Here is a 26,840-nt window from a genome sequence, read left to right as displayed (position 1 = left end):
TGATAACTTAACATATTTGTTAATAAAGGATGTGCATTTTATCGGGTTTTTTGTAATATCAATGATAATAAGGGTTTAAAGCAGTTTTGCGTTTTCTTCAAAATGAAATCCATTTAATAAAGATTTCACTTCCATTTTTCGTTTACCTGGCAACTGGATTTCTTTAATATTTATAAACCCTTCTTTTACAGCAACCTTTAGTTCACTTTTATTCGTTACAAGACTTCCTATGTCTAAATCATGTGTTTCTTTTAATTTTTCAACTTTAAAAATTTTCACACTTAATGTATCATTTCCGTTGTTGAGGTAAGTCCAAGCCGCAGGAAATGGGTTCAAACCTCTTATCTTATTATAAATATCATCTAAAGGTAATGTCCAGTCTATTTTGCAATTGTCTTTATTGAGCTTATATGCAGTTTTTAAATTTTCGACTTTAGGCTGAATAGTCGTTTCAATGTTGCCTTTTTCAATGAGCTTAACGGTTTTTAAAACTAAGGCACTACCAATATTCATAAGTTTGTCATGAAGCGAGCCTACAGTTTCGGTAGGTTCTATATCAATCTCATCTTGAAGAATCATTGCTCCTGTGTCTATTTTTTCATCAATAAAAAAGGTGGTAACACCAGTTTTTGTTTCGCCATTTATAATAGCCCAATGTATTGGAGCTGCACCTCTATAATTTGGTAATAACGATGCATGAAGATTAAATGTTCCGTACTTTGGCATATTCCAAACCACTTCAGGTAACATTCTAAAAGCTACTATAATTTGTAAATTGGCTTCAAGAGCTCTTAATTCTTCTAAAAAAGATTCTGCTTTTAAATTTGTCGGTTGTAAAATAGGTAAACCTTCAGATTGTGCATACTTTTTAACTGCAGATTCATTTAATTTTCTACCTCGACCTGCAGGTTTATCTGGAGCAGTAATCACACCCACAATATGATATTTTGCATCTACTAAAGTTTTTAAAGTGGCTACAGCAAAATCGGGTGTGCCCATAAATACAATTCTTAACTTGTCTTTACTCATAATTACTTTATTTTATAGGTGTTTGAAGGTGTCATTTCAATAATTTGATGTTCTAGTAATCGTTTTAAAACCTCAACAATTTGAGTGTCTTTATATGGCAATGCTTCAGTAAGTTGTCTTGAATTACAACTTTTTTGTGTTAAAATTGTGATGATGTGTTTTTGAACGGTTATTAAATCAGTAGTACTTGTTTCATCTGAATTTGATATACACACAGAACATTTTTTGCAAACTTCATTAGTGTTTTCACCAAAATACTTTAAAAGTTGTCGTTGCTTACAATCTGAATCATTTGCAACATATTGCAATACCGAATTTACCTGAAGCTGTTTCAGTTCATGTTGTTGCTCAATGCTTTTTGCTATTCGATTAATGGTTTTGTCATCTTCTCTAGGTTGCAAAAATACAACTTCAGAATCTGTATTAGAATAAGAGAAATCAACAACATTATCTGCATCTAATTGTTGTAAAACACGTATGATTTTTTTTTCGTTTTTTGATGTTTTATTGGCAATTAATGATAGATTAATGGCAAGTGCATGTTCAAAAATGCCACCATAAGTTCTAAGAATTGACTTCACAATCAATTCTACATCTTTTTGACGTTCTAAATAGGAAAATAAAGCTGTATTGCTAATCGTAAATTGTAATGTCGTTTTATAATTGAACTGTTGTGATAACTTAATAATACTATTTCTATCTAGAATTTGAAGCGTGTTGAAAGCTTGCGTTACTTTAAAATTATAAACTTTGCAAAAATCATTAAAGTTAAATTGATGCGAAGAAAATTCGCCTTCACCATAAGAAATTTGAAAATAGTTACAGAGTTTTCTGTAAATGATTTTAATATCATCTATAGATGGTAATGTGTTTATAAATTGATTTTTTAAGCGTTGCTCATCAGATGCATTGGTTAGTAGTATAGCATAAGCATCACTGTTGTTTCTTCCAGCACGACCAGCTTCTTGATAATAACTCTCAATACTTTCGGGTAAATTAATATGAAATACTGTTTTTACATCAGGTTTATCAATTCCCATACCAAAAGCAGTAGTTGCGACCATGATTTCTTTTTGGTTATTCATCCATTGATTAAGACGTTCTTGTTTATCTTTTGTTGGAATACCTCCATGAAAGAAGGTAGAACTAAAACCAGATTTTTCTAACTGTTCGTGTATTTCAACAGATAGTTTTCTACTTCTTACATATATAATAGATGCGCCTTTATGTGTTTTAAGTAATCGTTTTAAATCATAAAATTTATCTTCACTATTTACAACATGATAAGCAATGTTTGGTCTTTTAAATGAGGCTTTAAAAATTTTAGGCGATATAAAATCAAGTTCAGAAATAATGTCCTCAACAACTTTTGGTTTTGCAGTTGCTGTAAGTGCAATAATATTAACACTAGGTTGTAATGCTCTTAAAACTGAGATTTTTTTATAAGTAGGTCTAAAATCGTTTCCCCATTGACTAATGCAATGGGCTTCATCTACAGCAATAAGGTTAACATTCATTTGTTGAATGCGTTGTTGTACAATGTCTTGTTGTAATCGTTCAGGAGATAAATACAGAAATTTATAGTTGCCGTAAATACAATTATCTAATAAGGTGTCTAGCTCATTATAACTAATTCCGCTAGTGATTGCCATAGCTTTAATACCTTTCTCTTTAAGACTTTGTACTTGATCTTTCATTAAAGCAACAAGAGGAGAAACTACAATGCAGATACCTTCTTTGATTAATGCAGGAATTTGAAAACAAATCGATTTTCCGCCTCCAGTTGGTAACAAAACAAAGGTGTCTTCATTATCTAAAACAGCATTGATAATGTCCTCTTGAAGCGGTCTAAAAGAGGTGTGATTCCAATAGTGTTCTAGTATGTTTATAGGATGTGACATTACTACAAATGTAACGCATCTATAATAAAATCGGCACGTTTTTCAATAGTGTCAAAAGGCACATCAATAAGATCATAACCAAATCGTTTATAAGTATCTAATAGTGCATGGTGGATTTCTACTGCTTGGTCAAAATTTTCATAACGTTCACTATCACTTACAAAAATCTCTTGCCAAGGTGCTAAAACAAATACCTTGTCATAAACATGAGTTGTGCATATGTTGTTAAAATGCTCAGGATAATCACTTTTTGCATAATCCATATAAGCAACTACATCTGGTAAGCCTCGATCTAAAAACACAAGATTTTCGGTTGAAGCTGCTGCTTCAATATATTGTTCTGTACGAGCCTTGAGAAGTAACTCGCTAAAAAGTAATGGTTTAGTTAAAAACAATTGTTCAATACCATCTTTTCTGGCATCTAAAGTAACTTGCCTTGAAATCTCTTCAAAGCAATTGTATTCTCGTTTTAAGAGTTCATTTATGATAGACGATTTTCCAGTTCCTGGTCCACCTGTAATGACGATTTTGCGTGTATTCAAATTGGCAAGGTTTTGGTTGTAAAATTAACAATTAATTATGCAAAGCAAAATGTAAGTAAAGTGTATATTTGCTTCCGAAGAAGAAATAGTATGAGTTCAAATAAAAAATCTGAAGAATTTTATAAAAAATTGAGAAGCCAGCTTTATGAAACAACAAGTTGGCCATCTGTGTATCTATATAAGTTTATTGTACCTACCGATGAAAAAAAAATACTTCAAATAGAAGATTTATTTAACAATCTTGGTGCAGTAATCACTACAAAAGAATCTGGTAAAGGAACTTATACAAGTGTATCTGTAAATGTAGGTATGAAAGATCCAGACGCTGTAATCTCAAAATATAAAGAAGTTGCAGATAAAGTTGAAGGAGTTATTTCACTTTAATTTTTTACTTGACTAACTATTTTTTTGTATTTTGCATGCATGCAGAAAAACTTCATGCAGCATTTATAAATTCTACACATAAATTACATGTTAATAGACAATTTAGAGTACAACACAGAACGTGAACATTTGATTATTCCAGAATACGGAAGACATCTTCAAAAAATGATCAATCACTGTAAAGAACTTCCAACAAAAGAAGAACGAAATAAGGTTGCAAAATCTATCATTAATGTCATGGGAAATCTTCAACCACATTTACGTGATGTGCCTGATTTTCAACATAAATTATGGGATCAGCTTTTTATTATGTCTGATTTTGAATTAGATGCAGATTCGCCATACCCAATGCCTTCAAAGGAAGAATTATCAGAGCGACCTGAGCCTCTTAGATATCCTCAAAATCATCCTAAATATCGTTTTTATGGAAACAACATCAAAACTATGATAGATGTTGCAAATACATGGGAAGAAGGCGAATTAAAGGAAGCTTTGGTTTATACCATTGCCAATCACATGAAAAAGTGTTTTTTAAATTGGAATAAAGATACTGTTGAAGATGATGTGATTTTTAACCACTTATATGAATTATCAGACGGTAAAATCAATTTAAAAGGAAGTACTGAAGATTTATCAGATGCTTCAAGCTTGATGAGAAATAAAAAGAAATATTCTAATAATAAGAAATCTCATCACAAGAAAAATAATTCTAACCGAAATAGAAAACGTTACTAATACCTAGTACATGTCAACATTTATTATTGAAGGAGGTCACCAATTAAAAGGAAGAATTCAACCTCAAGGAGCCAAAAATGAAGCTTTACAAATTTTGTGTGCAGTGTTACTTACTGCCGAAGAAGTTAGAATAGATAACATACCTGATATTATTGATGTTAACAAATTAATTGCCTTACTCAAAAAGTTAGGTGTTAAAGTCAATCACATAGGAAAAGGATCTTATACCTTTCAAGCAGATGAGGTTAACTTAAAATATCTGGAATCTGCAGAATTTAAGGAAGATGGCAAAGGCCTAAGAGGTTCAATTATGATTGTTGGTCCGTTATTAGGTCGCTTCGGAAAAGGTTACATTCCAAAGCCTGGAGGAGATAAGATTGGTCGTCGTCGTTTAGATACTCATTTTGAAGGCTTTATTAATTTAGGAGCAAAATTTAGATACAACAGAGAAGACTATTTCTATGGTGTGGAAGCCGATACATTAAAAGGAACCTATATGCTTCTTGATGAGGCTTCAGTTACTGGAACAGCAAATATTGTTATGGCAGCTGTTTTAGCTAAAGGTACTACAACCATTTATAATGCAGCTTGCGAACCATACTTGCAGCAACTCTGTAAAATGCTGAATAGAATGGGAGCTAAGATTAGTGGAATTGGCTCAAATATGTTGATTATTGATGGTGTTGATAAGCTTGGTGGAACAGAACATAGAATGCTTCCAGATATGATTGAAATTGGGAGTTGGATTGGTCTTGCTGCAATGACAAAAAGTGAACTAACTATTACTAACGTGAGTTGGGATGATTTAGGATTGATTCCTAATGTATTTCGTAAAATCGGAATTACAGTTGAGCGTCAAGGTGATGATATCCATATTCCAGCACATACCAATGGTTATGAAGTGCAAAGCTATATTGATGGTTCGATTTTAACAATATCAGATGCGCCTTGGCCAGGTTTTACGCCTGATTTGTTAAGTATTATTTTAGTAGTTTTAACTCAAGCAAGAGGTTCTGCTTTAGTACATCAAAAAATGTTTGAAAGTCGCTTGTTCTTTGTCGATAAGTTAATTGATATGGGAGCAAAAATTATTCTTTGTGATCCTCATCGAGCTACAGTTATTGGTCATGATTTTAAATCACAATTAAAAGCTACAACAATGACATCTCCAGATATTAGAGCAGGAGTTTCGTTATTGATTGCTGCCTTATCAGCTAAAGGAACATCAACGATTCATAATATAGAACAAATTGATCGAGGTTACGAAAATATTGATGAACGATTAAGAGCTATTGGAGCAAAGATAACAAGAGTAGAAGGGAATTGATGTTTTAGTAAAAAGTAATAAGTAAAAAGTAAAAAGTGTAAGGTATGCTTGTTTAAAAATCGTAACAGCACTTTACACTTTTTCTACTTTACACTAAATAACTAAATAGTGTTATCACATAGTGTAAAAATATTGCTCACTAGCAATCTTACCATCTTTTACTTCATAAACACAGACTTCTTCCATTTGTTGTCGTCTACGATCTTTAAAAGTACAGTCAAATCCCATTTTTGCAGTAAACCAATTTCCAGCAACAACAGGATCATTAACAGAACTTGTGTGAAAATCTTCAACGCTGTCTAGCCACTCTTTACTTTTATTCCAAACATTTTGTTTTCCAGTAATTAATTCTCCTGGCATTCCTGGCATTTTTTTACTGATTACATTTTCAGCATATAGTTCGTTAATGCAGTCTAAGTTTTTACCTTCTCTGCACATCTTTGCCCATTTTTAAGCAACATCATTTGTATTCATTATGATTGATTTTTAGATTGTTACTAAAGTTAACCAAAAATAAAATCAGAAGTTTTAAAAGAATATTAATCTTGTATAAAGCTGAGATTTCAAAAAGCCGACACTAGATTTTAGTGTAGCTAATGCTTTTAATTGCAAATAATCACTCAAGTTGTCAATTAAATAAATATTACTGTTAGAGGCTTGTTTTAGTTGATGTGAGTGCAATTTAACTCGAATTAGAATTGCTAATTTATGGTTTTCTTAACATCCAAAGGATGACTTCCTTTGTAAATTTACAGGAGTTTAAAACTAATCATTAAAACGAATACAATGAAAAAATTATTACTAGCATGCGCTGTATTTGCTATGACATTCAGTGTCAATGCACAAATTGAAACACCACAACCTAGTCCTTCTGCTAAAGTTGAGCAGAAAGTAGGACTGACTGATGTGACTATTGAATATTCAAGACCAAATATGCGAGGTCGAACTATTTTTGGAGATCTAGTGCCATTTGGAAAGCTATGGAGAACAGGAGCTAACAAAAATACCATGATCACATTTAGTGATGATGTAACAATAGGAGGTTCTGAATTAAAAGCTGGATCTTATGCTATTTATGTAACACCTTCTAAAAAATCATGGGAAGTAGTTTTTTATTCTGACGCTGAAAATTGGGGAACACCAAGAAATTGGGATGATTCAAAAGTTGCTGCTAAAGTAACTGCTAATGTATTTCCTATTCCAATGCCAATTGAAACATTTACCATTTCATTTGATGATTTAACAAATGATTCTGCTATGATTGGAATGATGTGGGAGAAATCTTATGTAGGTGTAAAATTTGAAGTGCCAACCGATAAAGCTGTTGCAGCTTCAATTGATAAGGTTATGGCTGGTCCTGGTGCAGATGATTATTATGCTGCTGCTCGTTATTATTTAGAAGCAGACAAGGATATTAATCAAGCTGTAAAATGGATTGATATGGCTATTGATATGTCTAAAGATCAGCCTCGTTTTTGGTGGTTGCGTCAACAATCTTTAATTCATGCAAAAGCTGGAAATAAAGACAAAGCTATTTCTGCTGCTAAAGCATCTCTTGCAGGTGCGAAAGAAGCTAAAAATGATGACTATGTTAAAATGAACATGGATTCGTTAAAAGAATGGGGAGCAATGTAATTTTTGATTCTCCTAATCATAAAAAAGACCTTTTTTGAATTTTAAAAAGGTCTTTTTTTTATGAGTAAACTTTCTTTTTTATACTTCAGAAAGAGAGTTGTTTCTATTCAAGCTTTGAATTAAACATGCAATTCCGATAACAATAACACAACCTACAAAGTTTAGCCATAAAAATGGAAGGTTAATAACTTCAAATTCATTCAATAAAAATAAAGCAATAACAAGAACTTGCGTGATTAAGGCAGCCATAAATACAGCATTTCCTTTAACAAACTTAAAGAAGAAGCCTAATAAGAATATACCAAGAACATTTCCGTAGAAAATGGAGCCAATTATATTAACTAGCTGAATTAAATTTTCAGCAAGATTAGCAACACAGGCAACTCCAATGGCTATAATTCCCCAAGCTAAAGTAAACCATCTGGATGCTTTTACCATTTCAGTATCTGACTTCTCAGCGGTATTTCGTTTGTATAAATCCATGGTTGTTGTGCTGGCAAGTGCATTGAGTTCACTAGAAGTGCTAGACATTGCTGCACTTAAAATTACAGCTAAAAGCAATCCGATTAATCCCTTTGGAAGATTATTTAGTATAAAATGAATGAATACGTAATCCTTATCGTTGCTTTCAACCTTAATGTTTTGTGAATCTCCAGCTTGTTCAATAAGTTGTCTAGCTTCGGCTCTTAAGTCGTCATTTTTCTGATTTAGTATTGCAATTTCTTTAGATGTTTCTTCGCTATTATTTGAAACAAATGAATTGATAAGCAATTGTTTTTCTTCAAATAGTTGGTCTTGTTGGTTTGCAATGGATTTATAATCTTCAGCATATTCAGAATTTAAAACCACTTCTGTAGCTGTAGGATTAAAATTAACAGGAGCTTTATTAAATTGATAAAATACAAATACCATAACACCAACCATCAAAATAAAAAATTGCATAGGTACTTTCAAGAGTCCGTTAAACATCATTCCAATTTGCATTTCTTTTAACGATTTTCCAGAGAGATAACGTTGTACTTGACTTTGGTCTGTTCCAAAATAGGAGAGCATTAAAAACGTTCCGCCAATGAGTCCACTCCACACAGTATAACGATTATTAAAATCGAAAGAAAAATCTAAGACTTCCATTTTTCCGCTTGCACCAGCAATTTCAAGTGCATTGGTAAACGTAATATCGTTAGGAAGCTTGTTTAAGATTAAAACAAAAGCGATAATCATTCCAGTAAAAATGACAACCATTTGATGTTTTTGAGTTACGTTTACAGCTTTTGTTCCACCAGAAACGGTGTAAATAATAACTAAAACACCTATAATAATGTTAAGTAGTAAAAGATTCCATCCTAAAACTGCAGACAGAATAATGGCTGGAGCAAAAATTGTGATTCCAGCAGCTAAACCACGTTGAATAAGAAACAGAATAGCTGTAAGCGTTCTTGTTTTTAAGTCGAATCGATTTTCAAGAAATTCATAAGCTGTATACACTTTCAGTCGATGGTATAAGGGAATAAATACCATGCAGATGACGACCATAGCAATAGGCAATCCAAAATAGAATTGCACAAAACCCATTCCGTCATTAAAGGCTTGTCCAGGCGTTGATAAAAAAGTGATAGCACTGGCTTGAGTAGCCATAACCGATAAACCGATGGTCCACCATTTTGAGGTGTTTCCGCCTTTTAAATAATCTTTTACATTTTTACTACCTCTTGATTGGTAAGTTCCGTAGGTAACAATAAGTAATAATGTTCCAATAAGTACAATCCAGTCTAATGTTTGCATTCTTAAAAGGCTTTAGTGATGAGGTAAAACATAATAATATAAATAACATTTGCTACTAAAACTAATGTGTACATGTTATTCCATTTGCGTTTTTCCATGATGTTTTAGATTAGTTAGTTTTTGTTTCGGTTTTACCAAGAGATAGTATGTTGGCAAATAATCTGTAAGCACCAGGAACTCCAGCAGGAAACTCTCTAAAGAAACTCAAGCCTGTATAAACATAATAACCTTTACCATGTTTGGCCACCAATAAGCTTCCTTTTTTTGCGCTTTCGTCTTTGTCGTTCATTGACAGGATAGGAGTGAACTCTTTTGACCATTCATTTGGAAAATACAAACCACGTTCTTGCGTCCAAACTTCAAAATCTTTAGAGGTAATTTTGTTTGGATAATTTAATATTGGATGTTCAGGAGCAAGGATGCGAACTTCGGCATTTTCATCGGTAACGCGATCTCTTGAAATTTTCAGATTATAAGGTGCCAACTGTTCTGTTTTAAGACTGTAACTGGTGTTGTATTGTACAATCATATTTCCGCCTTGAGCTATATAATCAAACAACTGTTGTTGTTTAAACTCTAAACCTTCAACGGTATTGTAAGCTCTAATTCCGAGTACAATGGCATCAAATTTATTAAGAAGTTCAGGTGTAATGTTTTCTATTTCTATTGTTTCGACATTGTATCCAATTTGTCTTAAACTTTCAGGAATTACATCTCCTGCGCCTTTTATATAACCTATGTTGCTACCACGTTTTTTAATGTCAAGGCGAACAATTTTACTTTCACTAGGTAATAAAACAGTTTGAAAAGGAATATGGTCGTAATCAATTTCTTCAAGTTGACGAGTATAGATTTTATCTTTAATTTTTACCATAGGCGTAATAAGACCTTCACTTTGCTCTTTGGGAGGAATGATGGTAAATGTTACTTTTTGAATATCGTTTTTATTTTTGATAAATACTTTTTGAGTTTTTGGATACACTTCCCAATCATTAGGATATGCCATTTCTATAGTGCCTTCGAGGTTTTCTTTTCCTGCTTTTACAATCACTTCAACTTCTTTAGGTTGATCGTTTTCAAAAATGTAAACTTTATCTGTTAGAGCTGCAGTTGCTTCAGGTATGATTTCAAAAGGTTTATAAAGTTCTCCTTTATCTGGTTGAGAATAACGATATACAATTGGTTTGGTGAATGTGATTGGAACTTTATTGATAAGCACATTAAAATCTACATTAAAAACTCTCGGAGTTTCTGGTTTCCCTATAAATTCTTCATCAGCTTTATACATTCCTAGTGAACCTTTTTTGGCTAGCCAATAAGGTGTTGTAGGTTTTTGATTATTAGGAATTGTAATTGATTCTTTAAAGTTGAATTTGGTGTTCTCATTTAAATTAATGTCTTTTGAAACTTCAATATTGTTTGAAGTTTTAATGCTTCGAAGCAGTATTGGTTGTTCGCTTCTGTTAAGCGTTTCAATGTTTAAATTAATAGTTTCGTTTTCAGTAGCCCAATTAATTTCAGCAGAAGCTTCTAAATATAAACCTGCGCAAGCTTCAATAATTGATTTTAATTCTTTGGTTTTAATTGTTTTCCAATGCTTATTATTGATGTTTGATAATAATTGATAAGCTTGTAATAACTCAGGAAGATGCTTTGAAGGGTTTTCAAAATTGAAATGGTTTTCCACTTCATACAAAATTTCACCAATTTTTGAACCACCTTCAATACGATTCCAACTTGTATCTATGCCTTCAAACACATTGTTGTTTTCTAAGTTTAAATCGTCTCCTTTAAGTAATTCAATATATTCTTGTTGTGTTCCGCGAGTTGTTGGTCTTCCAAACCCTTGACACAAATGTTGGCTACTTGCAATAGATGCTAATTCATTATTAGATAAACCTTTTAGCGGATAATACACGCCAACATCTAAAGCCATCATATTACTTTTATCGAGTTTTTCGAATGCTTCTCTTCCATAACGCCACCAAGAAGTGTTGTAAAACAAACGTTTAGGTTGCCATAATTCTGTTCTTGATAATTGTTCAGGATAAGCTGAAGGATTATTAACCAAATCAAAAGCTTCCATACTTAACAATGCCGAACTTGTATGATGACCATGTGTTTTTCCTGCTCTTTTGTGGTCAAATCTATTAATAATAATATCTGGTTTAAAAGTTCTAATCGCTAGCACAACATCACTAAGCACTTTATCTTTATCCCAAATAGCTAGAGTTTCGTTTGGATGTTTTGAAAAGCCAAAATCGTTAGCTCTAGTAAACAATTGTTCGCCACCATCAACACGACGTGCAGCAAGTAATTCTTGAGTTCTTAATACGCCTAATAATTCTCTAAGTTCAGGGCCAATAAGATTTTGACCTCCATCACCACGAGTTAATGATAAATAGGCTGTTCTTGCTTTTACATGATTTGACATGTAAGCAATTAATCGTGTGTTTTCATCATCAGGATGAGCTGCAACATATAAAACAGAACCAAGAAAATTGAGCTTCTTTATAGATTCATAAATCTCTGAAGAATTCGGTTTTTTGGGTTGTTGGGCTAGAGTTTGTAATGAAGTAAATACTAGTAGTACTATAAAAAGTAGATGTCTTCGCATAATAGATTAGTTAGCTAAAAATCAAATATAGCAAAGTAATCTAGTGAAATGGTTTGTTTTAATGTTTCTTTAACTTAAAAGAAAATTAGTCTTTATGAATGACAAAAATGGCTGGACGTTTGTGTAGATCTACTTTAGTATGCTTCCATTCTTTAACGGTTAATGTTTTAATAAATTCTGAAGGTAAAGTAATGTCACAAGCTATGCATACTCTTGTTTCTGGATGTAAGGCATTACAAAAATCTTCTATAATTTTATTGTTGCGATAAGGCGTTTCAATAAAAAGCTGCGTTTGATTTTTTTCGAATGATAAGCGTTCCATTTTTTTTAGAGTTGCTTTTCGTTCGCTTTTATCAATAGGAATATAGCCATTGAAAGCAAAACTTTGACCATTCATTCCAGAGCTCATTAAGGCTAAGACAATTGATGAAGGTCCAACAAGCGGAACAACTTGAATGTTGTTTTCGTGCGCTAATTTTACAATATCAGCTCCAGGATCTGCAATGCCAGGACAACCTGCTTCAGAAAGTAATCCCATAGGTTTGCCATCTTTACAAGCATTGAGGAAATGTTGAACTTCTTCTGGCTGAGTGTATTTGTTTAAAACTTTAAACTTTAAAGTTGATTGCTGCTTTCTAGAATCTATTTTTTTAATAAAACGTCTCGCAGTTTTTTCATTTTCAACAATGTAATCGTCAATGGTTTCAATTACTTTTTTTACAGAAATGGGCAAAACTTCTAAAGGAGGATTGTCTCCAAGACGTGTTGGGATAAGGTAAAGTTTTCCAAAATTTGAGTTCATTTCTAATTCACTACAAGTTTACGAGTTTCAATTTTTCCGTTTGTATCCGAAATTTTAACAAGGTAAATACCATTAGACATATCTTTGGTAGATATAGTAATGTGTTGATTTGATAAGCCAGAAACGGTTTTAACATTTTTACCTAAGATATTATAAAATACAATAGAACTAATTTCAATAGATGTTCCTGTTGCGTCAAAATTTAGGAGATTATTTGAAGGGTTTGGAAACATTTTTACAGCTTTGAAATTCTCTTCTTCAACGCTCAAATTTGCATCTACAATTCTAGAAATTACACCAGAAGAAAGACCAACTACAAACAATTCGCCATTAACATCTTCAGCAAACGCCGAAAATCCACCACTAAATTGATCTTCAAAAGTTAATTGAAACACATCAGGAGAGGTTTCTCTAACAACTCCTATTTGATCACTACAGTAATCTGCAAAGAAATAAAGACCTTGTAAACTTGATTGTTGTGTGCCTCTATATCTGTATCCACCAGTAATAGAACATTTAAATGGACTTCCGCCATAATCATATTCAGCTACAGGAGGTGTATGTGTAATTGTGCTACAACCAGAAACATTACTAAAGGTTGAAGTGCCTTCAAAACATTTCCAACCGTAATTTTCTCCACCAACACTAGATGCTGGTACGCGATTTATTTCTTCTCTTGAACTTTGTCCAACATCAGCAATCCACATATCTCCATTATCACGATCAAAGGACCATTTCCATGGATTTCTTAATCCGTAAGCCCAAATTTCATCTAAAACAGCAGAATTGGTTACAAATGGATTATCTGCAGGAATACCATAGTTGCCGTTGCTAGTGCCATCAACATCTATGCGAAGTATTTTTCCTAATAATAATGTAAGGTTTTGAGCTCTATTTCCAGGATCTCCACCAGATCCACCATCACCAGTTGAGATATATAGGTAGCCATCATTAGCTCCAAAATGCATGTCGCCACCATTATGATTTCCAAAAGGTTGTGAAATGGTCATTAAGATGACTTCAGAACCAGAATCTGCAGTGTTAAAATCACTTCTGGTAAATCTCGAGATTACTGTATCTCCAGAATTGTTGATATAATTGACATAAAAATATCCATTTGTAGCATAATCTGGATGAAATGCCATAGCCAGTAATCCTTGTTCACCACCATTATTAATAACTAGAGGATTAATGTCTAAAAATGGAGTAGAGTTAGTAGAGCCATCAGAATTTAATATCTTAATGACTCCTGCACGTTCAACGACAAAGAGTCGGTCATCTCCAGCATGTTTGACGTTTACTGGACTAGAAAAACCAGTAGCAAATGTTTCTAATTCAATATCTTGAGAATAACTAAATGCATATAGCATACACATTAAGCATAGTGTAATTTTTTTCATAACAATGTAATTTTTAGGACTCTTTTTTGCTAAAAATACAAAAAAACTTATAATTGAATAAAGAAAATTCTTATAAGCTATTGTGTAGCAATCTTTTTGATAAGACGTCACAGGCGTTGTCTAAAATTTGAAAAACGTTTTCAAAGTCTGAAATATCTCCATAATAAGGATCAGGAACATGTGTTAGTTGAATGCTTTCGTCGACTTCTAAAATACGTTTTACTTTTGTGGTATCATTATGGTTTCGAGCTAAAGCGATGATGTTTTGATAATTAGAATCATCCATCGTAAATATATAATCGAATGTATCAAAATCTGATACGTTGAATTGTCTACCACGTTGATTAGAGATGTCAATTCCGTTTTGTTTGGCTACAGCGATTGAACGATGATCAGGACTGTCGCCAACATGATAGTTTGCAGTTCCAGCCGAATCTATATAAAATTGATCGGAAGGTAATTTAGATTCTAAAATCCCATGAGCTAATGGTGAGCGACAAATATTGCCTAAGCAAACCATTATTATACTTGTCATAATAGGTTGTTATAAAGAAAGCTTTTTAGAAAGGTCTTCAACATACTTTCTAAATTGCTTATCAGTAGATGATAAGTTGTCTACAGTTTTGCAAGCGTGAAGTACAGTTGCATGATCTCGTTTTCCAATTTGTGAACCAATACTTGCTAAAGACGCTTTGGTGTATTTTTTTGCAAAAAACATAGCCAATTGTCTTGCTTGTACAATATGGCGCTTTCTTGTTTTAGACTGAAGTGTGCTCACATCCATTTGGAAATAATCAGACACTACTTTTTGAATATAATCAATAGAAACTTCACGTTTAGTATTCTTAACAAATTTTTCAACAATTTCTTTAGCTAAGCTAACAGTAATTTCTTTTTTGTTGAAAGAGGATTGTGCTATTAATGATATAATTGCACCTTCTAATTCACGAACATTGGTTTTAATATGCTTTGCAACATATTCAATAATATCTTCAGGCATTTCAACACCATCACGATACAATTTATTCTTTAAGATTGAAACTCTGGTTTCAAAATCTGGACTTTGCAATTCAGCAGAAAGTCCCCATTTAAAACGAGATAATAAGCGTTGTTCAATATCTTGCATGTCAACAGGAGCCTTGTCACTTGTTAAAATAACTTGCTTTCCGTTTTGATGTAGATGATTGAAAATATGGAAGAATACATCTTGTGTTCCAGATTTACCAGACAAGAATTGTACGTCGTCTATAATTAAAACATCAATAATCTGGTAAAAATGAATAAAATCATTTCGATTATTCTTTTTAACCGAATCAATATATTGTTGTGTGAACTTTTCGGCAGAAATATATAAAACGGTTTTTTCAGGATACTTATCTTTTATATCCACACCAATAGCATGAGCCAAATGTGTTTTACCTAAACCAACACCACCAAAAATTAATAAAGGATTAAAAGAAGTCCCTCCAGGTTTGTTGGCTACTGCTAATCCAGCATTTCTAGCTAATCGATTTGAATCGCCTTCTAAAAAATTTTCAAAACTGTAGTTAGGATTTAATTGTGATTCAATCTTAACATTTCTAATGCCAGGAATTACAAACGGATTTTTTAATTCAGGGTTTTTGTTGTTTAGTGGTACATCTACATCTTGAGATTTTAAAGCACCACGATTAGAACTCGGAATTTTTTCTGTAAACGGTTGTTTGTTACCATAGGTGTTTTCCATTTTGATAACATAAACCAGTTTTGCTGTTTCACCTAACTGCTTGGTTAAAGCAACCTTGAGAATTTTTACATAATGTTCTTCTAACCACTCGTAAAAAAACTTACTAGGAACTTGTATACTTAATGCGTTATCTGAAAGTTTTACTGCTACTATAGGCTCAAACCAAGTTTTATAGGCTTGAGGTTGAATGTTGTCTTTAATAAAAGACAGACAGCTAGTCCAAACCGATTGCGCAGTTATATCCATTCTCTAAGTGTAATTTTTTAAGTTGTTAGTTAGTTAGCAAAAAAAAGAGAAATTAGGTTTTCTCTTGCTTGATTTTTACATGACAAATATGTGAACAAATTTTTTAATAAAAAAATCAAAATATATTGATTTTCTAGATTTTTTTCCTCATGTTTAAATCGATTTCGAAATTACAAAAAAAATATCAAAAACGATGAGCAATCTTACCAAATCTGATGAAATCCAATTTAGAGTACGTTATGGAGAAACCGATCAAATGGGAGTTGTGTATCATGGTAATTACGCTCAATATTTTGAAATGGGAAGAACAGAATGGTTAAGAAAAATGGGTTTGTCTTACAAGGAAATGGAAAATAATGGAATTATGTTGCCAGTTATAAGCTTAACTGTAAATTACAAAAAGTCAGCGTGTTATGATGATCTCATTAAAGTAAAAACTAAACTGGTAAAAATGCCAACGGCAAAAATTGAATTTGATTATGAAATTTTAAATGAGAATGATGAAATTCTAACAACAGGAAATTCTGTTTTAGTATTTATGGACACTCATAAGAATCGACCTACAAGATGTCCTGATTATGTTTTAGACCAACTGCAAATTTAATCGTTAAACGTTTTGATTTCAATTTCATAAAGTCGGTCAAATATTTCAAAGATAGAAGCAGCTTCTTTTAATCTTACCGAAATGAGAAGTTCACATCGTAATTCTAAAGTTTGATTTATAATGTTTATTTGCTTTTCTTTTATAATGCGCATCACTTTATTCATGTTTTTATAATCGAAAGTGATTAGGTATTCAATATTGATTGTTTTTAAAACAATTTTTGAGGCTTCTAGTGCTAATTGAGCTCCAGTTTTGTAAGCATTGATAAGTCCGCTAACACCTAATTTTACACCACCAAAATAGCGAACAACAACAATGAGGATGTTGGTAACATCAAATGATTGTATCTGACCATAAATTGGCATACCAGCACTATTATTTGGTTCGCCATCATCATTAGCTCTAAACTTGTAATTTTTTTCAGATGTACCTAACTGATATGCATAGCACCAATGCCTTGCTTGATGATGTTGTTTCTTTAAGGCTTCTATATGAAACTTTACATCATCTTCGGTTGTAATTGGGAAGGCATATCCAAAAAACTTACTGTTTTTGTCTTTAAAGAGCACTTCAGGAGAAGCTTTTAATATGGTGTTATAAGTATCTTTTTCTAACATTAAGCCAAAGTTACCAATACTATTGATATAATAGCTAGAGCGATTCCTAACCAATTTTTTTTGGTTATAGACTCTTTAAAAATAAGTAAGCCTAGAAGTGTCGATACCATAACTATTGCAACATTATTAACCGTAAATAAGGTTGAACTTTCTAAACTTTCATGATTAAGAGCTTTTAATAAATAGTAAATAGAAAAATAATTTACAACACCTAAAATACTTCCAGCAATCACAGCTTTTACAGTGAATTTTTTCGGTTTTTTAATGGATTTGTAAATGAGAAATACAAAACCCATAATAAAAGCAAAAGCAAAAATAGTTGCAGAAAATAAAGGAATCCCGTTTTTAGGTACATAGGTGGTTTCAAAGTATTTAATTGAAGTGTCAATCACTCCTGAGCCAAAAAATAATAATATAGGCAACCAAAGTCCTTTTGAAGCGTTTCCTGTAACTTTAGGTTTAACCGAAGTAAGATATACCGAAACTAAAGCTAAAATGATGCCAATTACTTTTTGAATGCCAATGCCTTCTTTATAGACGTAAATTCCAAAAATGATAGGGATAATGACACTCATTTTTGAAGCTACCGAAGCAACCGATAATCCGTTGCGTTGTGCTGTAAGTGCCATGACATTAAAAATGGTAATGAATAAAAAACCTAGTCCGAGTGCTCCATAAACCCATTTTGATTCTAAAATTGAAGTCATACTAATTGGTGCTTCGTAACTCCAAAGTCCAAACAAACAAGCAGCTATGTAATTTATAACAATAGTTTGAAGTGTGTCAATATTGTATTTATCAAGGAGTTTAAAAATGATAAAAATGCATGTTGAAGCAGATATGCTGAGAAGTAGATATATCAAAATAAATCGGATTTAATAAAAAATAGGTCTTTTACATCTTCTTTGGTTTCATCAATATTCCAAACGTGAATACCAAGTGCAGAAGCTGCATCAGTGTTTTCTTTGGTGTCATCAATAAACAGACAGTTTTTTGCTTCTAAATGATTTTCATTTAGTACAAACTGATAGATGTCGTGGTTGGGTTTTCTTAATTGAATTTCATGCGATAAATAAAACTGATCAAAACACGATTTAAATTCGGTGTAAAAAGGAATCTGTTTTTTTATCCAGTCAATATGTAATTCGTTTGTATTGCTTAATAGTATGAGTTGGTAATGGTGTTCTTTTTTTAATTTTTGAAGAAATGCTAGACGTTCTTCAGGAAAATCTTTTAGAATACAATTCCAAGCTTCAATAATGGTTTGTCTGGATAGCTTCGGAAAGTTTTCAGTATAGAAATCTATAAACTCTTCAGAGGATATTAGACCTTGTTCATATAAAGTGTTAACAGCAATGAGCTCTTCTGGAAGCTCTTCAACTTCAAATAAATCAAGAGCATTTTGCATAGCACCTTGTTTATCTAAGTTGATGAATACATCTCCAAAATCGAATATGATGGTTTTAATTGTTGGCATATATTTTTAAGGTGTCTTTTAATATAGATTGTTCAGAAACTAGCTGACCATTAAATAAAGGCGCTTTTATTCCTGTTTTAAAAATTGCATTTCCACTAAAAACACGAGCTTCATCCCAAAGGTTTTCATTTATAAACGTTTGAAGGGTTTGTGCTCCACCTTCAATAATAACAGAATTGATATTATTGTTGTGTAAGTAGCTGCAAATCTCTTGAGCTACAGGCTTATTGAAGTTGATAGTTTTAGATGTGATTTTTAAGGTTTCTGCTTCCAAATTAAACACACTATAAGTTTTGTTTAGCTTTTCATCTTTGTCAATCACAACTCTAATTGGATTGTTTCCTGTCCAATCTCTAACCGTTAAACTCGGATTGTCTTCTATGACAGTGTTGGTGCCAACTAAAATAGCTTGTTCTTCAGCACGCCATTTATGAACCAATTGTCTAGAAAATGTATTGGTAATCCAAACAGGTTTGTTGTTTTCTTTTGTAGCTGGAGCTATAAAACCATCTTGAGTTTCAGCCCATTTTAAAATGATATAAGGTCTTTTTTTGTTGTGAAATGTAAAAAAACGTTTGTGATGAGCTTTACATTCGTCTTCTAAAACACCAACTGTAACGTTGCATCCACTGGCTTTTAGTTTAGAAATACCTTTTCCAGCAACTTTAGGATTATCGTCTATACATCCAATAACAACATTAGGGATTTGATGTTTAATAATCAAATCGGAACAAGGAGGTGTTTTTCCAAAATGAGAACAAGGCTCTAAAGTAACATAGAGTGTTGCTGTTTTAAGAAGCGCTTTGTCATTTACCAAATTGATTGCATTAACTTCGGCATGAGATCCACCAAAAGGACTTGTAAAACCTTCAGCAATAATTGTGTTATTGTGCACAATAACACAGCCAACCATTGGGTTAGGCGCAGTGTTTCCTAATCCGTTTTCTGCTACGCTAATACAGCGTTTTATATAAGTTTCGTGAGTTGTCAATTAAAATTTAATTTTTACATCTTCGGTTTCATCAAGGGAGTACGAATGTGAAAAACCAAATACTTTATATTTAATATCGCCTTTGTATTGCACCTTTATTTTTTTACTAAAAATACTTCCTAATAAACCACTTAAACTTTTATCGCTAAATAAGCTGTCTGTAGGAACGCTTGCTTTTAAAGGAATAGAAAACTCTTTTTTTGCAGGAACATCAAAAGATGTTGTAGACACTGAAGCCATTTCATTATCGTTTATAAAAACTTTAATCTCATCGGTTTTTAGTTCGCCTCCTATATCATTAGGGTTTTTAAATAAAGCATCAGCCGATATGATAATGGTTTTGCTAGTAGATTCAAGAACTTTAATGTTTTTAACTCGTAAAAACTCTGGTTTCTCCTTAACTGTACATGATGTAAATGTAACGATTAGTGTTAATAAGATTGTAAGCTTCTTCATTCTAGAATTTTAGATTTGTGCTATCTTCACAGCGTAAAAATAGACTATTAAAGTGAGCAAAGATAACATTGTTATTCGAGAAATTCGACCTGAAGATAATCCGCAAATTGAAGCAGTTATTAAAGGATGTTTTCCAGAGTTTAAAATTCCATTAAAAGGTACAGCTTATGAAGATGCCGAAACTCCTTTTATGTATGAATCTTATCAAGGAGATAGAGAAGTGTATTATGTTTTAGCTAATAACACTGAAGTGTTTGGAGGAGCTGGAATCAAGCAACTCAAAGATTTTGATGGCAATGTGTGTGAGCTTCAAAAAATGTATTTTTCACCAAAAATTAGAGGAAAAGGATTTGGTAAAAAAATATTTGAAAAATGTTTAAAGGCAGCCAAAGATTTCGGATTTGAAACCTGCTATCTCGAATCGGCTTCACAATTAAAAGCTGCAATTCATATTTATGAAAATTTCGGATTTAAGCATAGAACAGAACCTTTAGGAAATACTGGACATTATTCTTGTGGTGTTTGGATGACAAAAGCATTATGAGATTAAAAACTGTTCTTAATGATTTTCATTCTACTTTGGATGAATACTATGGTAAAGATGAAGTTAATTCTTTCTTTGATTTGCTAATGGAGCATTATTTAAAAATCAAACGAATTGATTTAGCTTTAAATCCTAAATATGAGATTGACACTGAAGAACATGAGCTTTTTTTTAAAGCTTTACAAGAATTGAAACTTTATAAACCAATACAATATATCATTGGAGAAACTGAATTTTACGGCTTGCCATTTAAGGTTAATGAACACACATTAATTCCAAGACCTGAAACCGAAGAGCTTGTAGATTGGATAATAAAATGTCATACAGAGCGAAGCGATGAATCTCCAAGAATACTTGACATCGGAACAGGAACAGGATGTATACCTATTACTTTGGCTGAACATATGGCAAACGCTCAAGTTTTTAGTATAGATGTTTCAGAGGAAGCATTACAAATTGCCAAACAAAATGCAATGTTAAATGACGTTGACGTAAAATTTATTCACGATGATATTTTAAGTCCACATCATACAGAACTTTCAGAAGCTTATAATTATGATGTCATTGTCTCAAATCCACCATATGTTCGTGATTTAGAAAAAGCAGAAATAAAGTCTAATGTTTTGGATTATGAACCACATTTGGCTCTGTTTGTAGATAATGAAAACCCTTTACAGTTTTATAAAGCTATTTGCGAATTTGCACAGAAGTACCTTAACGAAGGAGGAGCTTTGTATTTTGAAATTAACGAATATTTAGGACAAGAAATGATTCAGCTTTTAAACGATTTTGGCTTTAATAAGATTGAATTAAAACAAGACCTTTTTGAGAAAAACCGAATGATTAGAGGTTTTAAATAGGATTGATAAAAGACTAAAATCAAGAGTTTTCTTGTCATGCATTTTAGTATATTTAAATGTTTCAAATTTTAGATAAAAGATAACTTTTAGACCATTTTTAGATGAGTATAAAAACACAAATCCAATCACTGCGTAACGAATTGCGAGAACACAATTATAATTACTACGTATTAGATAACCCAACAATTGACGATTATGAGTTTGATATGAAACTAAAGCAGCTTCAGGAGTTGGAAGCTAAGCATCCTGAGTTTTATGACCCAAATTCACCAACATTGCGCGTAGGAGGACAAGTCACTAAAAACTTTGAAACCATTGTGCATGAGCATCGTATGTATTCCTTAGATAATTCCTATTCTAAAGATGATTTGTTAGATTGGGAAAAACGTATTAAAAAAAATATTGATGGACCAGTTGAATTTGTATGTGAACTCAAATACGATGGAGCATCAATGAGTTTGACTTATGAAAAAGGAAACCTTGTAAGAGCTGTAACTCGAGGTGATGGCACACAAGGAGATGATGTAACTGCCAATGTAAAAACCATCAAATCTGTACCATTACAACTTAAAGGTAATTATCCTGAAAAATTTGACATTCGAGGCGAAATTGTATTGCCTTTTGAAGGATTTAATAAAATGAATGAAGAACGTCTTGAAGCAGGTGAGGAACCTTACAGAAATCCGAGAAATACAGCTTCAGGTAGTTTAAAACTGCAAGATAGTACAGAAGTTGCTAAACGACCTTTAGAATGCTTGTTATATAGTATGAAAGGAAGAAACTTAGGTTTTAATACGCAGTTTGAAGGTTTAGAGCATGCTAGACAAATGGGTTTCAAAGTGCCTAAAGCTGCTAAACTAGCAAAATCTATCGACGAAGTTATTGAGTTTGTAAATTATTGGGATGTACATCGTCATGATTTGCCTTACGAAACAGATGGAGTTGTGATTAAAGTAAATAATTTGCAGCAACAAGAAGAATTAGGATATACTGCTAAAGCTCCTCGTTGGGCAATGGCCTACAAGTTTAAAGCAGAACAAGTATCTACACGACTCAATGAAATTACCTATCAAGTTGGACGAACAGGTGCGATTACACCAGTTGCAAATTTAGAACCTGTTGAATTAGCAGGAACAACAGTTAAACGTGCTTCATTACACAATGCAGATCAGATAGAAAAATTAGATATACGAGAAGGTGATGAGGTTTATGTAGAAAAAGGAGGTGAAATTATTCCTAAAATTATTGCTGTAGATTTCAGTAAGCGACCTTCAGATTCAAAACCAACGCAATATATTACGCATTGTCCTGAGTGTCATACTGAATTAACTAGACAGGAAGGAGATGCAAAACATTATTGTTTGAATTACAATGGATGCAACCCACAAATTATTGGTCGTATACAGCATTTTATTTCTAGAAAAGCAATGGATATTGAAGGGTTAGGAGGAGAAACAGTAGCGCTTTTAGTTAACGAAGGTTTGATTTCTAATTATTCTGATTTGTATGCCTTAACAAAAGAAGATGTTTTGCCTTTAGAGCGTATGGCTGAAAAAAGTGCTGAGAACTTGATTACTGGTATTGAAGCCTCAAAGCAAATTCCGTTTGAACGTGTGTTGTTTGCTTTAGGAATTCGCTATGTAGGAGAAACTGTTGCTAAAAAACTTGTTAAGCATTATAAAAATATTGATGCCATCGCAAATGCTTCTAAAGAAGATTTGGTTTCTGTTGATGAGATAGGCGAGCGAATTGCAGAGAGTGTTTTAGAGTTTTTCTCTTCGGAAATCAATAGAGGTTTTATAGAGAAATTAAAATCTTATGGACTTCAGTTAGAAATTTCTGCCGAAAAATTAGCCAACCAAACAGATATTCTTAAAGGACAATCAATTGTAGTTTCTGGTGTGTTTGAATCGGTATCAAGAACCGAACTTAAAAAACTTATTGAAGATAATGGAGGAAAAGTGTCGTCTTCAATTTCTTCTAAAACCAATTATTTGGTTGCTGGTAAAAATATGGGTCCTAGTAAACGTAATAAAGCAGAATTGTTGAAAATATCAATTCTTACAGAATCAGAATTTTTAGACATTATTAGGTAAATTCTTACTTTTTTATTCGTTTTATCGATTAAATTAGATTTTAATCGTTTATTTGTTTCTGTTTCATATATTTGCTATGTTATTAATTCAACAGATATATGCACGTAGGGAAATTTTTAGGAACACTAATAGTGGCATTTAGCTTGTTTTTTCTTGGACTTCAGTTTAAGGGGTTAGAGATTGAAGCTGCTGGTGTTAGAGCGCTGACTGTTACTTTACTTACAATATTGTACGTTTTTAGAGTTAAGGATAAGCATGCTTTATTTCTATTGTTCTTAGTGTTTTTCTCTATATCAGAAATACTAAACTATGTGACTTGGGTTGTTAACTTAGACGTTACTCCAGAAGTAGACTATTTTTATTATATAGGCAATACTCTTTATATTTTATCTTATTTATTTTTAATTGCAAGAATCACTGTTGCAATGAATTTTAAAAAAGCGTTTCTCAAATTTCCTATTCAAATAGGGTTGTTAACTATTCTTGGGATATTTTTTGTGTATTTTGTTTCAGACACCACACGAAAAGAGCTTACTTATAATGAGTATTATTTAGAGTTGCTATATAATGCTGTGGTAATGTTTTTAATGGCTATTGCATTGGTGAATTATATGTATAAAGATGATAAGAAATCTATGAATTTACTTATAGGAACTATATGTATCATGTTTTCTGAAGTGATTCAATTAGCGTACTTTTATATAGCAGAAATCAATTTTCTAAATGTATTGTGTTCTATGTTTTTAGTGTTAGCTTTTTTGTTTTTTTATCTTCAATCTCGTTTGAAGCCTAGAGAAGTTATTGACTATAGTCATCAGGATGTTCATGTTTCAGAGTAAAAACGCTTTCCAAATACAGGAATATCTTTTCTGTAAATATATAGTATAATTGCAGATAAAATAAAAGTAACGACAGCAGTTACAAATAAAATTCCACCATCATTATTTACGTTTATACCTAATTGTGTAAGATGCATCATGATTGCGCCTCCAATAATTCCTAGTATTAAAACAGCACCAAGCCAAGCAGTTTTCTTAACTAGTAAAAAAATACCAGCAATGAGTTCTGCAATGCCAATGCCTATTCTGCCAAAAGGCTCTAAACCAACTTTTGTAAAAATATAAACACTATCTGGATGCGCAGTAAATTTAAATCTTAAGGTTTGAATTAAAATAAAAGCGACGATAATTCTTAATGCTAAAGGAATGTGTTTTTTCATATTAATTATAGTTTTCTATTTAGACGTAACAAACATGAAAAACTACATATGAAAGAGAAATGTCGTATATTTATCGATAAAATGCAATTTTTTATCGATAAAACGCGTATTTTGTTGTATATTTGTTTACCTGCTTATTAAAAACATTATGAAAAGTGCCCACAAATTAAAGCCAAATTTAATTTTGGCAATTGTATTTGTAACTATTGTTGTTGGTTCTTCAATAGCAACTTTTTTTGATTCTATTTTGGTTCCAAAAGTTGTTAAACTTATTGCAGTTACGATATTGATGACATTTTATTTTTGTCAGTTAAATAAAATGGCAAATGTTTTTCTTACTACATTTTTAGTGTTTTTTATAGGTGATGCTTGTGCAGTATTTAGCTTTGGAGATATCATGCTAAAACTGTCTAAAATCATGTATATTGGAGCTTATTTGCTTCTCATTTTTGTATTATCCGGAAAATTGAAAAAAATCAAATTTGATGGCTTGGTATCAGTCTATTTGGTTTTAGTGCTCTTGCTTAATTCGTATTTTTTATATGTTTTATATGAAGTTGCTAAAGAAAACTTTGTCGATAGTACTAATTTGGTTTTTTATATTTTACATGGCATCACACTAATAGCGTTAACTTATTTTTCTTTTGCTGCTTATTTAAGCAAAGAGACAGGACAATCAATAACCTTCTTGCTTATGGTATTTTGTTTTGTGTTTTCTGATGTATTACATTATATAAATGTCTTATATATTTACTATTGGATATTTGAAATTTTTGAAAGAGCACTACATATTAGTGGTTTGTTCTTACTTTATAAGTTCGTTTTTGATCATCATACAATGAGGAATAATGATAAGAAAATGAATCTTTGTGATTACTTTATAGCAACCACTCAAAAATTAAGAGATATTAGTGTAAGAGGAGTGTTAGAATAGTTATACTATAATTGATGTTCCGTTGGCAGATTTATTTTTATTTGAATCAAAATAAAAATCGATTCTTCCAAGGTTGATGCCGTAGCAACCAACTTGATTAACCAAAGTCTTTTTGCCTTCAAGATTATTCACAACAGTTGGTTTGTCTAAAAATGTATGCGTGTGTCCTCCAATAATTAAATCAATACCTTTAGTCGTTTCAGCAAGTTTTAAATCACTAATTTTATTAGGTAAATGATTGTATTTATAGCCTAAATGCGACAAACAAATAATGAGGTCGCATTGTTGGTCTTCTTTTAATATACGAGTCATTTCTTGTGCAGTTTCGGTAGGATCGTTATAAACAGTTTCTTTGTATAAGTCTTTATCTACCAGTCCTTGTAGTTCTACGCCTAAACCAAATATGCCAATTTTTATGCCATCTTTAGAAATGATTTTGTACGGTTTCACATGCGTATCCATAATGGTATTAGAAAAATCATAATTGGCAGAGACAAAGTCAAAATCGGCATGAGGTAATTGCGCAAATAATCCATCAATACCATTATCAAAATCATGATTTCCAATTGTAGCGACATCGTATTTAAGCATGCTCATTAATTTAAATTCTAATTCGCCTCCATAATAGTTAAAATATGGAGTGCCTTGAAAAATATCACCAGCATCTAGCAATAAGGTGTTAGGATTTTCTTTTCTAATAGATTCAATCAAACTTGCTCGTCTTGCAACACCTCCTTTGTTAGGATTTCTACCATCATCTGGACCAAAAGGATCAATATGACTGTGAACATCATTGGTGTGTAAAATCGTAATTTTTTTTTGCGATGATTTAAATGATGACAAACCTAAACCTCCTAACGAAATTAACGCAGAAGCAGCTGCTGTTTGTTGTATAAAATCTCTTCTCTTCATTTGG

General features: G+C 32.1%; 27 protein-coding genes. 10 read left to right on the top strand and 17 right to left on the bottom strand.

What is annotated here, in order from left to right; all coding sequences use genetic code 11:
- Positions 1-75: 75 nt before the first annotated feature.
- From fmt to ACP15M_RS03785, 3 genes are read right to left on the bottom strand one after another with little or no spacing between them, the layout of a single operon-like run.
- Positions 76-1,029, bottom strand: coding sequence for a methionyl-tRNA formyltransferase (gene fmt, locus ACP15M_RS03795; RefSeq protein ID WP_425075844.1), 954 nt, complete (start codon positions 1,027-1,029; stop codon positions 76-78).
- Between the two features lie 2 nt (positions 1,030-1,031).
- Positions 1,032-2,930: a RecQ family ATP-dependent DNA helicase gene (locus ACP15M_RS03790; protein ID WP_425075843.1), complete on the bottom strand. Its 1,899-nt coding sequence runs from the start codon at positions 2,928-2,930 to the stop codon at positions 1,032-1,034.
- Positions 2,931-2,932: 2 nt separating this feature from the next.
- Complete coding sequence (locus tag ACP15M_RS03785; protein WP_425075842.1) at positions 2,933-3,472, bottom strand: AAA family ATPase; 540 nt, start codon at positions 3,470-3,472, stop codon at positions 2,933-2,935.
- 90 nt (positions 3,473-3,562) lie between these two features.
- On the opposite strand from ACP15M_RS03785, the gene ACP15M_RS03780 reads away from it, so the two are divergent.
- From ACP15M_RS03780 to murA, 3 genes are all read left to right on the top strand, one after another.
- Positions 3,563-3,856 (top strand): DUF493 domain-containing protein, encoded by a 294-nt coding sequence (locus ACP15M_RS03780; protein WP_425075841.1) that lies wholly within the window; start codon positions 3,563-3,565, stop codon positions 3,854-3,856.
- An 87-nt stretch (positions 3,857-3,943) separates the two neighbouring features.
- On the top strand, positions 3,944-4,591 hold the full coding sequence (locus ACP15M_RS03775; RefSeq protein WP_425075840.1) for a DUF4290 domain-containing protein: 648 nt from the start codon (positions 3,944-3,946) through the stop codon (positions 4,589-4,591).
- A 10-nt stretch (positions 4,592-4,601) separates the two neighbouring features.
- Positions 4,602-5,918 carry a UDP-N-acetylglucosamine 1-carboxyvinyltransferase gene (gene murA, locus ACP15M_RS03770; RefSeq protein ID WP_425075839.1) on the top strand — a complete coding sequence of 439 codons (1,317 nt, stop codon included), beginning with the start codon at positions 4,602-4,604 and terminating at the stop codon, positions 5,916-5,918.
- A gap of 114 nt (positions 5,919-6,032) precedes the next feature.
- On the opposite strand, the gene ACP15M_RS03765 is transcribed toward murA, so the two are convergent.
- The gene (locus ACP15M_RS03765) at positions 6,033-6,356 is read right to left on the bottom strand and encodes a SnoaL-like domain-containing protein (protein ID WP_425075838.1); all 324 of its coding nucleotides are present in this window, start codon (positions 6,354-6,356) and stop codon (positions 6,033-6,035) included.
- Between the two features lie 348 nt (positions 6,357-6,704).
- Here ACP15M_RS03765 and ACP15M_RS03760 point away from each other — a divergent pair, with 348 nt between their 5' ends.
- Positions 6,705-7,553: a DUF2911 domain-containing protein gene (locus tag ACP15M_RS03760; RefSeq protein ID WP_425075837.1), complete on the top strand. Its 849-nt coding sequence runs from the start codon at positions 6,705-6,707 to the stop codon at positions 7,551-7,553.
- Positions 7,554-7,631: 78 nt separating this feature from the next.
- On the opposite strand, the gene ACP15M_RS03755 is transcribed toward ACP15M_RS03760, so the two are convergent.
- The 6 genes from ACP15M_RS03755 to dnaA form a co-directional block, all read right to left on the bottom strand.
- Positions 7,632-9,335: a sodium:solute symporter gene (locus tag ACP15M_RS03755; RefSeq protein ID WP_425075836.1), complete on the bottom strand. Its 1,704-nt coding sequence runs from the start codon at positions 9,333-9,335 to the stop codon at positions 7,632-7,634.
- A gap of 109 nt (positions 9,336-9,444) precedes the next feature.
- Positions 9,445-11,952 carry a PIG-L family deacetylase gene (locus tag ACP15M_RS03750; RefSeq protein ID WP_425075835.1) on the bottom strand — a complete coding sequence of 836 codons (2,508 nt, stop codon included), beginning with the start codon at positions 11,950-11,952 and terminating at the stop codon, positions 9,445-9,447.
- An 85-nt stretch (positions 11,953-12,037) separates the two neighbouring features.
- Positions 12,038-12,754 carry an SAM-dependent methyltransferase gene (locus ACP15M_RS03745; RefSeq protein WP_425075834.1) on the bottom strand — a complete coding sequence of 239 codons (717 nt, stop codon included), beginning with the start codon at positions 12,752-12,754 and terminating at the stop codon, positions 12,038-12,040.
- 2 nt (positions 12,755-12,756) lie between these two features.
- The gene (locus ACP15M_RS03740; protein WP_425075833.1) at positions 12,757-14,154 is read right to left on the bottom strand and encodes a PQQ-dependent sugar dehydrogenase; all 1,398 of its coding nucleotides are present in this window, start codon (positions 14,152-14,154) and stop codon (positions 12,757-12,759) included.
- Between the two features lie 70 nt (positions 14,155-14,224).
- Complete coding sequence (locus ACP15M_RS03735; RefSeq protein WP_425075832.1) at positions 14,225-14,689, bottom strand: low molecular weight protein-tyrosine-phosphatase; 465 nt, start codon at positions 14,687-14,689, stop codon at positions 14,225-14,227.
- A 9-nt stretch (positions 14,690-14,698) separates the two neighbouring features.
- Complete coding sequence (gene dnaA, locus ACP15M_RS03730; protein WP_425075831.1) at positions 14,699-16,126, bottom strand: chromosomal replication initiator protein DnaA; 1,428 nt, start codon at positions 16,124-16,126, stop codon at positions 14,699-14,701.
- A gap of 193 nt (positions 16,127-16,319) precedes the next feature.
- On the opposite strand from dnaA, the gene ACP15M_RS03725 reads away from it, so the two are divergent.
- Entirely contained in the window at positions 16,320-16,730 is a 411-nt protein-coding gene (locus ACP15M_RS03725; protein WP_425075830.1) for an acyl-CoA thioesterase, read from the top strand.
- Here ACP15M_RS03725 and ACP15M_RS03720 read toward each other — a convergent pair.
- From ACP15M_RS03720 to ACP15M_RS03700, 5 genes are read right to left on the bottom strand one after another with little or no spacing between them, the layout of a single operon-like run.
- Positions 16,727-17,347, bottom strand: a complete 621-nt coding sequence (locus ACP15M_RS03720) for an IMPACT family protein (RefSeq protein ID WP_425075829.1) — start codon at positions 17,345-17,347, stop codon at positions 16,727-16,729. The two genes, ACP15M_RS03725 and ACP15M_RS03720, sit on opposite strands and share 4 nt — an antisense overlap.
- The gene (locus tag ACP15M_RS03715; RefSeq protein WP_425075828.1) at positions 17,347-18,210 is read right to left on the bottom strand and encodes an EamA family transporter; all 864 of its coding nucleotides are present in this window, start codon (positions 18,208-18,210) and stop codon (positions 17,347-17,349) included. The genes ACP15M_RS03720 and ACP15M_RS03715 overlap by 1 nt, the downstream gene beginning before the upstream one ends.
- Positions 18,207-18,824, bottom strand: a complete 618-nt coding sequence (locus tag ACP15M_RS03710) for an HAD family hydrolase (protein ID WP_425075827.1) — start codon at positions 18,822-18,824, stop codon at positions 18,207-18,209. The genes ACP15M_RS03715 and ACP15M_RS03710 overlap by 4 nt, the downstream gene beginning before the upstream one ends.
- Complete coding sequence (gene ribD / locus ACP15M_RS03705; protein ID WP_425075826.1) at positions 18,811-19,815, bottom strand: bifunctional diaminohydroxyphosphoribosylaminopyrimidine deaminase/5-amino-6-(5-phosphoribosylamino)uracil reductase RibD; 1,005 nt, start codon at positions 19,813-19,815, stop codon at positions 18,811-18,813. Before ribD ends, ACP15M_RS03710 begins: the two co-directional genes overlap by 14 nt.
- Positions 19,816-20,271, bottom strand: a complete 456-nt coding sequence (locus tag ACP15M_RS03700; protein ID WP_425075825.1) for an LEA type 2 family protein — start codon at positions 20,269-20,271, stop codon at positions 19,816-19,818. It abuts the gene before it with no gap.
- A 52-nt stretch (positions 20,272-20,323) separates the two neighbouring features.
- Between ACP15M_RS03700 and ACP15M_RS03695 the strand changes: the two genes are divergently transcribed.
- The 4 genes from ACP15M_RS03695 to ACP15M_RS03680 all read left to right on the top strand — a co-directional run bounded on the left by ACP15M_RS03695 (position 20,324) and on the right by ACP15M_RS03680 (position 24,610).
- Complete coding sequence (locus ACP15M_RS03695) at positions 20,324-20,815, top strand: GNAT family N-acetyltransferase (protein WP_425075824.1); 492 nt, start codon at positions 20,324-20,326, stop codon at positions 20,813-20,815.
- On the top strand, positions 20,812-21,675 hold the full coding sequence (gene prmC / locus ACP15M_RS03690) for a peptide chain release factor N(5)-glutamine methyltransferase (RefSeq protein ID WP_425075823.1): 864 nt from the start codon (positions 20,812-20,814) through the stop codon (positions 21,673-21,675). The genes ACP15M_RS03695 and prmC overlap by 4 nt, the downstream gene beginning before the upstream one ends.
- Positions 21,676-21,776: 101 nt before the next feature.
- Positions 21,777-23,771 carry an NAD-dependent DNA ligase LigA gene (gene ligA, locus ACP15M_RS03685; RefSeq protein ID WP_425075822.1) on the top strand — a complete coding sequence of 665 codons (1,995 nt, stop codon included), beginning with the start codon at positions 21,777-21,779 and terminating at the stop codon, positions 23,769-23,771.
- A 98-nt stretch (positions 23,772-23,869) separates the two neighbouring features.
- Complete coding sequence (locus tag ACP15M_RS03680) at positions 23,870-24,610, top strand: hypothetical protein (RefSeq protein ID WP_425075821.1); 741 nt, start codon at positions 23,870-23,872, stop codon at positions 24,608-24,610.
- Here the strand turns inward: ACP15M_RS03680 and ACP15M_RS03675 are convergent.
- The gene (locus tag ACP15M_RS03675) at positions 24,595-24,990 is read right to left on the bottom strand and encodes a DoxX family membrane protein (RefSeq protein ID WP_425075820.1); all 396 of its coding nucleotides are present in this window, start codon (positions 24,988-24,990) and stop codon (positions 24,595-24,597) included. The two genes, ACP15M_RS03680 and ACP15M_RS03675, sit on opposite strands and share 16 nt — an antisense overlap.
- Positions 24,991-25,138: 148 nt before the next feature.
- Here ACP15M_RS03675 and ACP15M_RS03670 point away from each other — a divergent pair, with 148 nt between their 5' ends.
- Positions 25,139-25,924: a hypothetical protein gene (locus ACP15M_RS03670; RefSeq protein ID WP_425075819.1), complete on the top strand. Its 786-nt coding sequence runs from the start codon at positions 25,139-25,141 to the stop codon at positions 25,922-25,924.
- Here ACP15M_RS03670 and ACP15M_RS03665 read toward each other — a convergent pair whose 3' ends face one another.
- On the bottom strand, positions 25,925-26,836 hold the full coding sequence (locus tag ACP15M_RS03665) for a bifunctional metallophosphatase/5'-nucleotidase (protein ID WP_425075818.1): 912 nt from the start codon (positions 26,834-26,836) through the stop codon (positions 25,925-25,927).
- Positions 26,837-26,840: the final 4 nt, after the last annotated feature.

It is taken from the genome of Psychroserpens sp. S379A (genome assembly GCF_049800755.1).
Classification (GTDB): Bacteria; Bacteroidota; Bacteroidia; order Flavobacteriales; family Flavobacteriaceae; genus Psychroserpens.
This window is presented reverse-complemented; position numbering and strand designations above follow the sequence as displayed.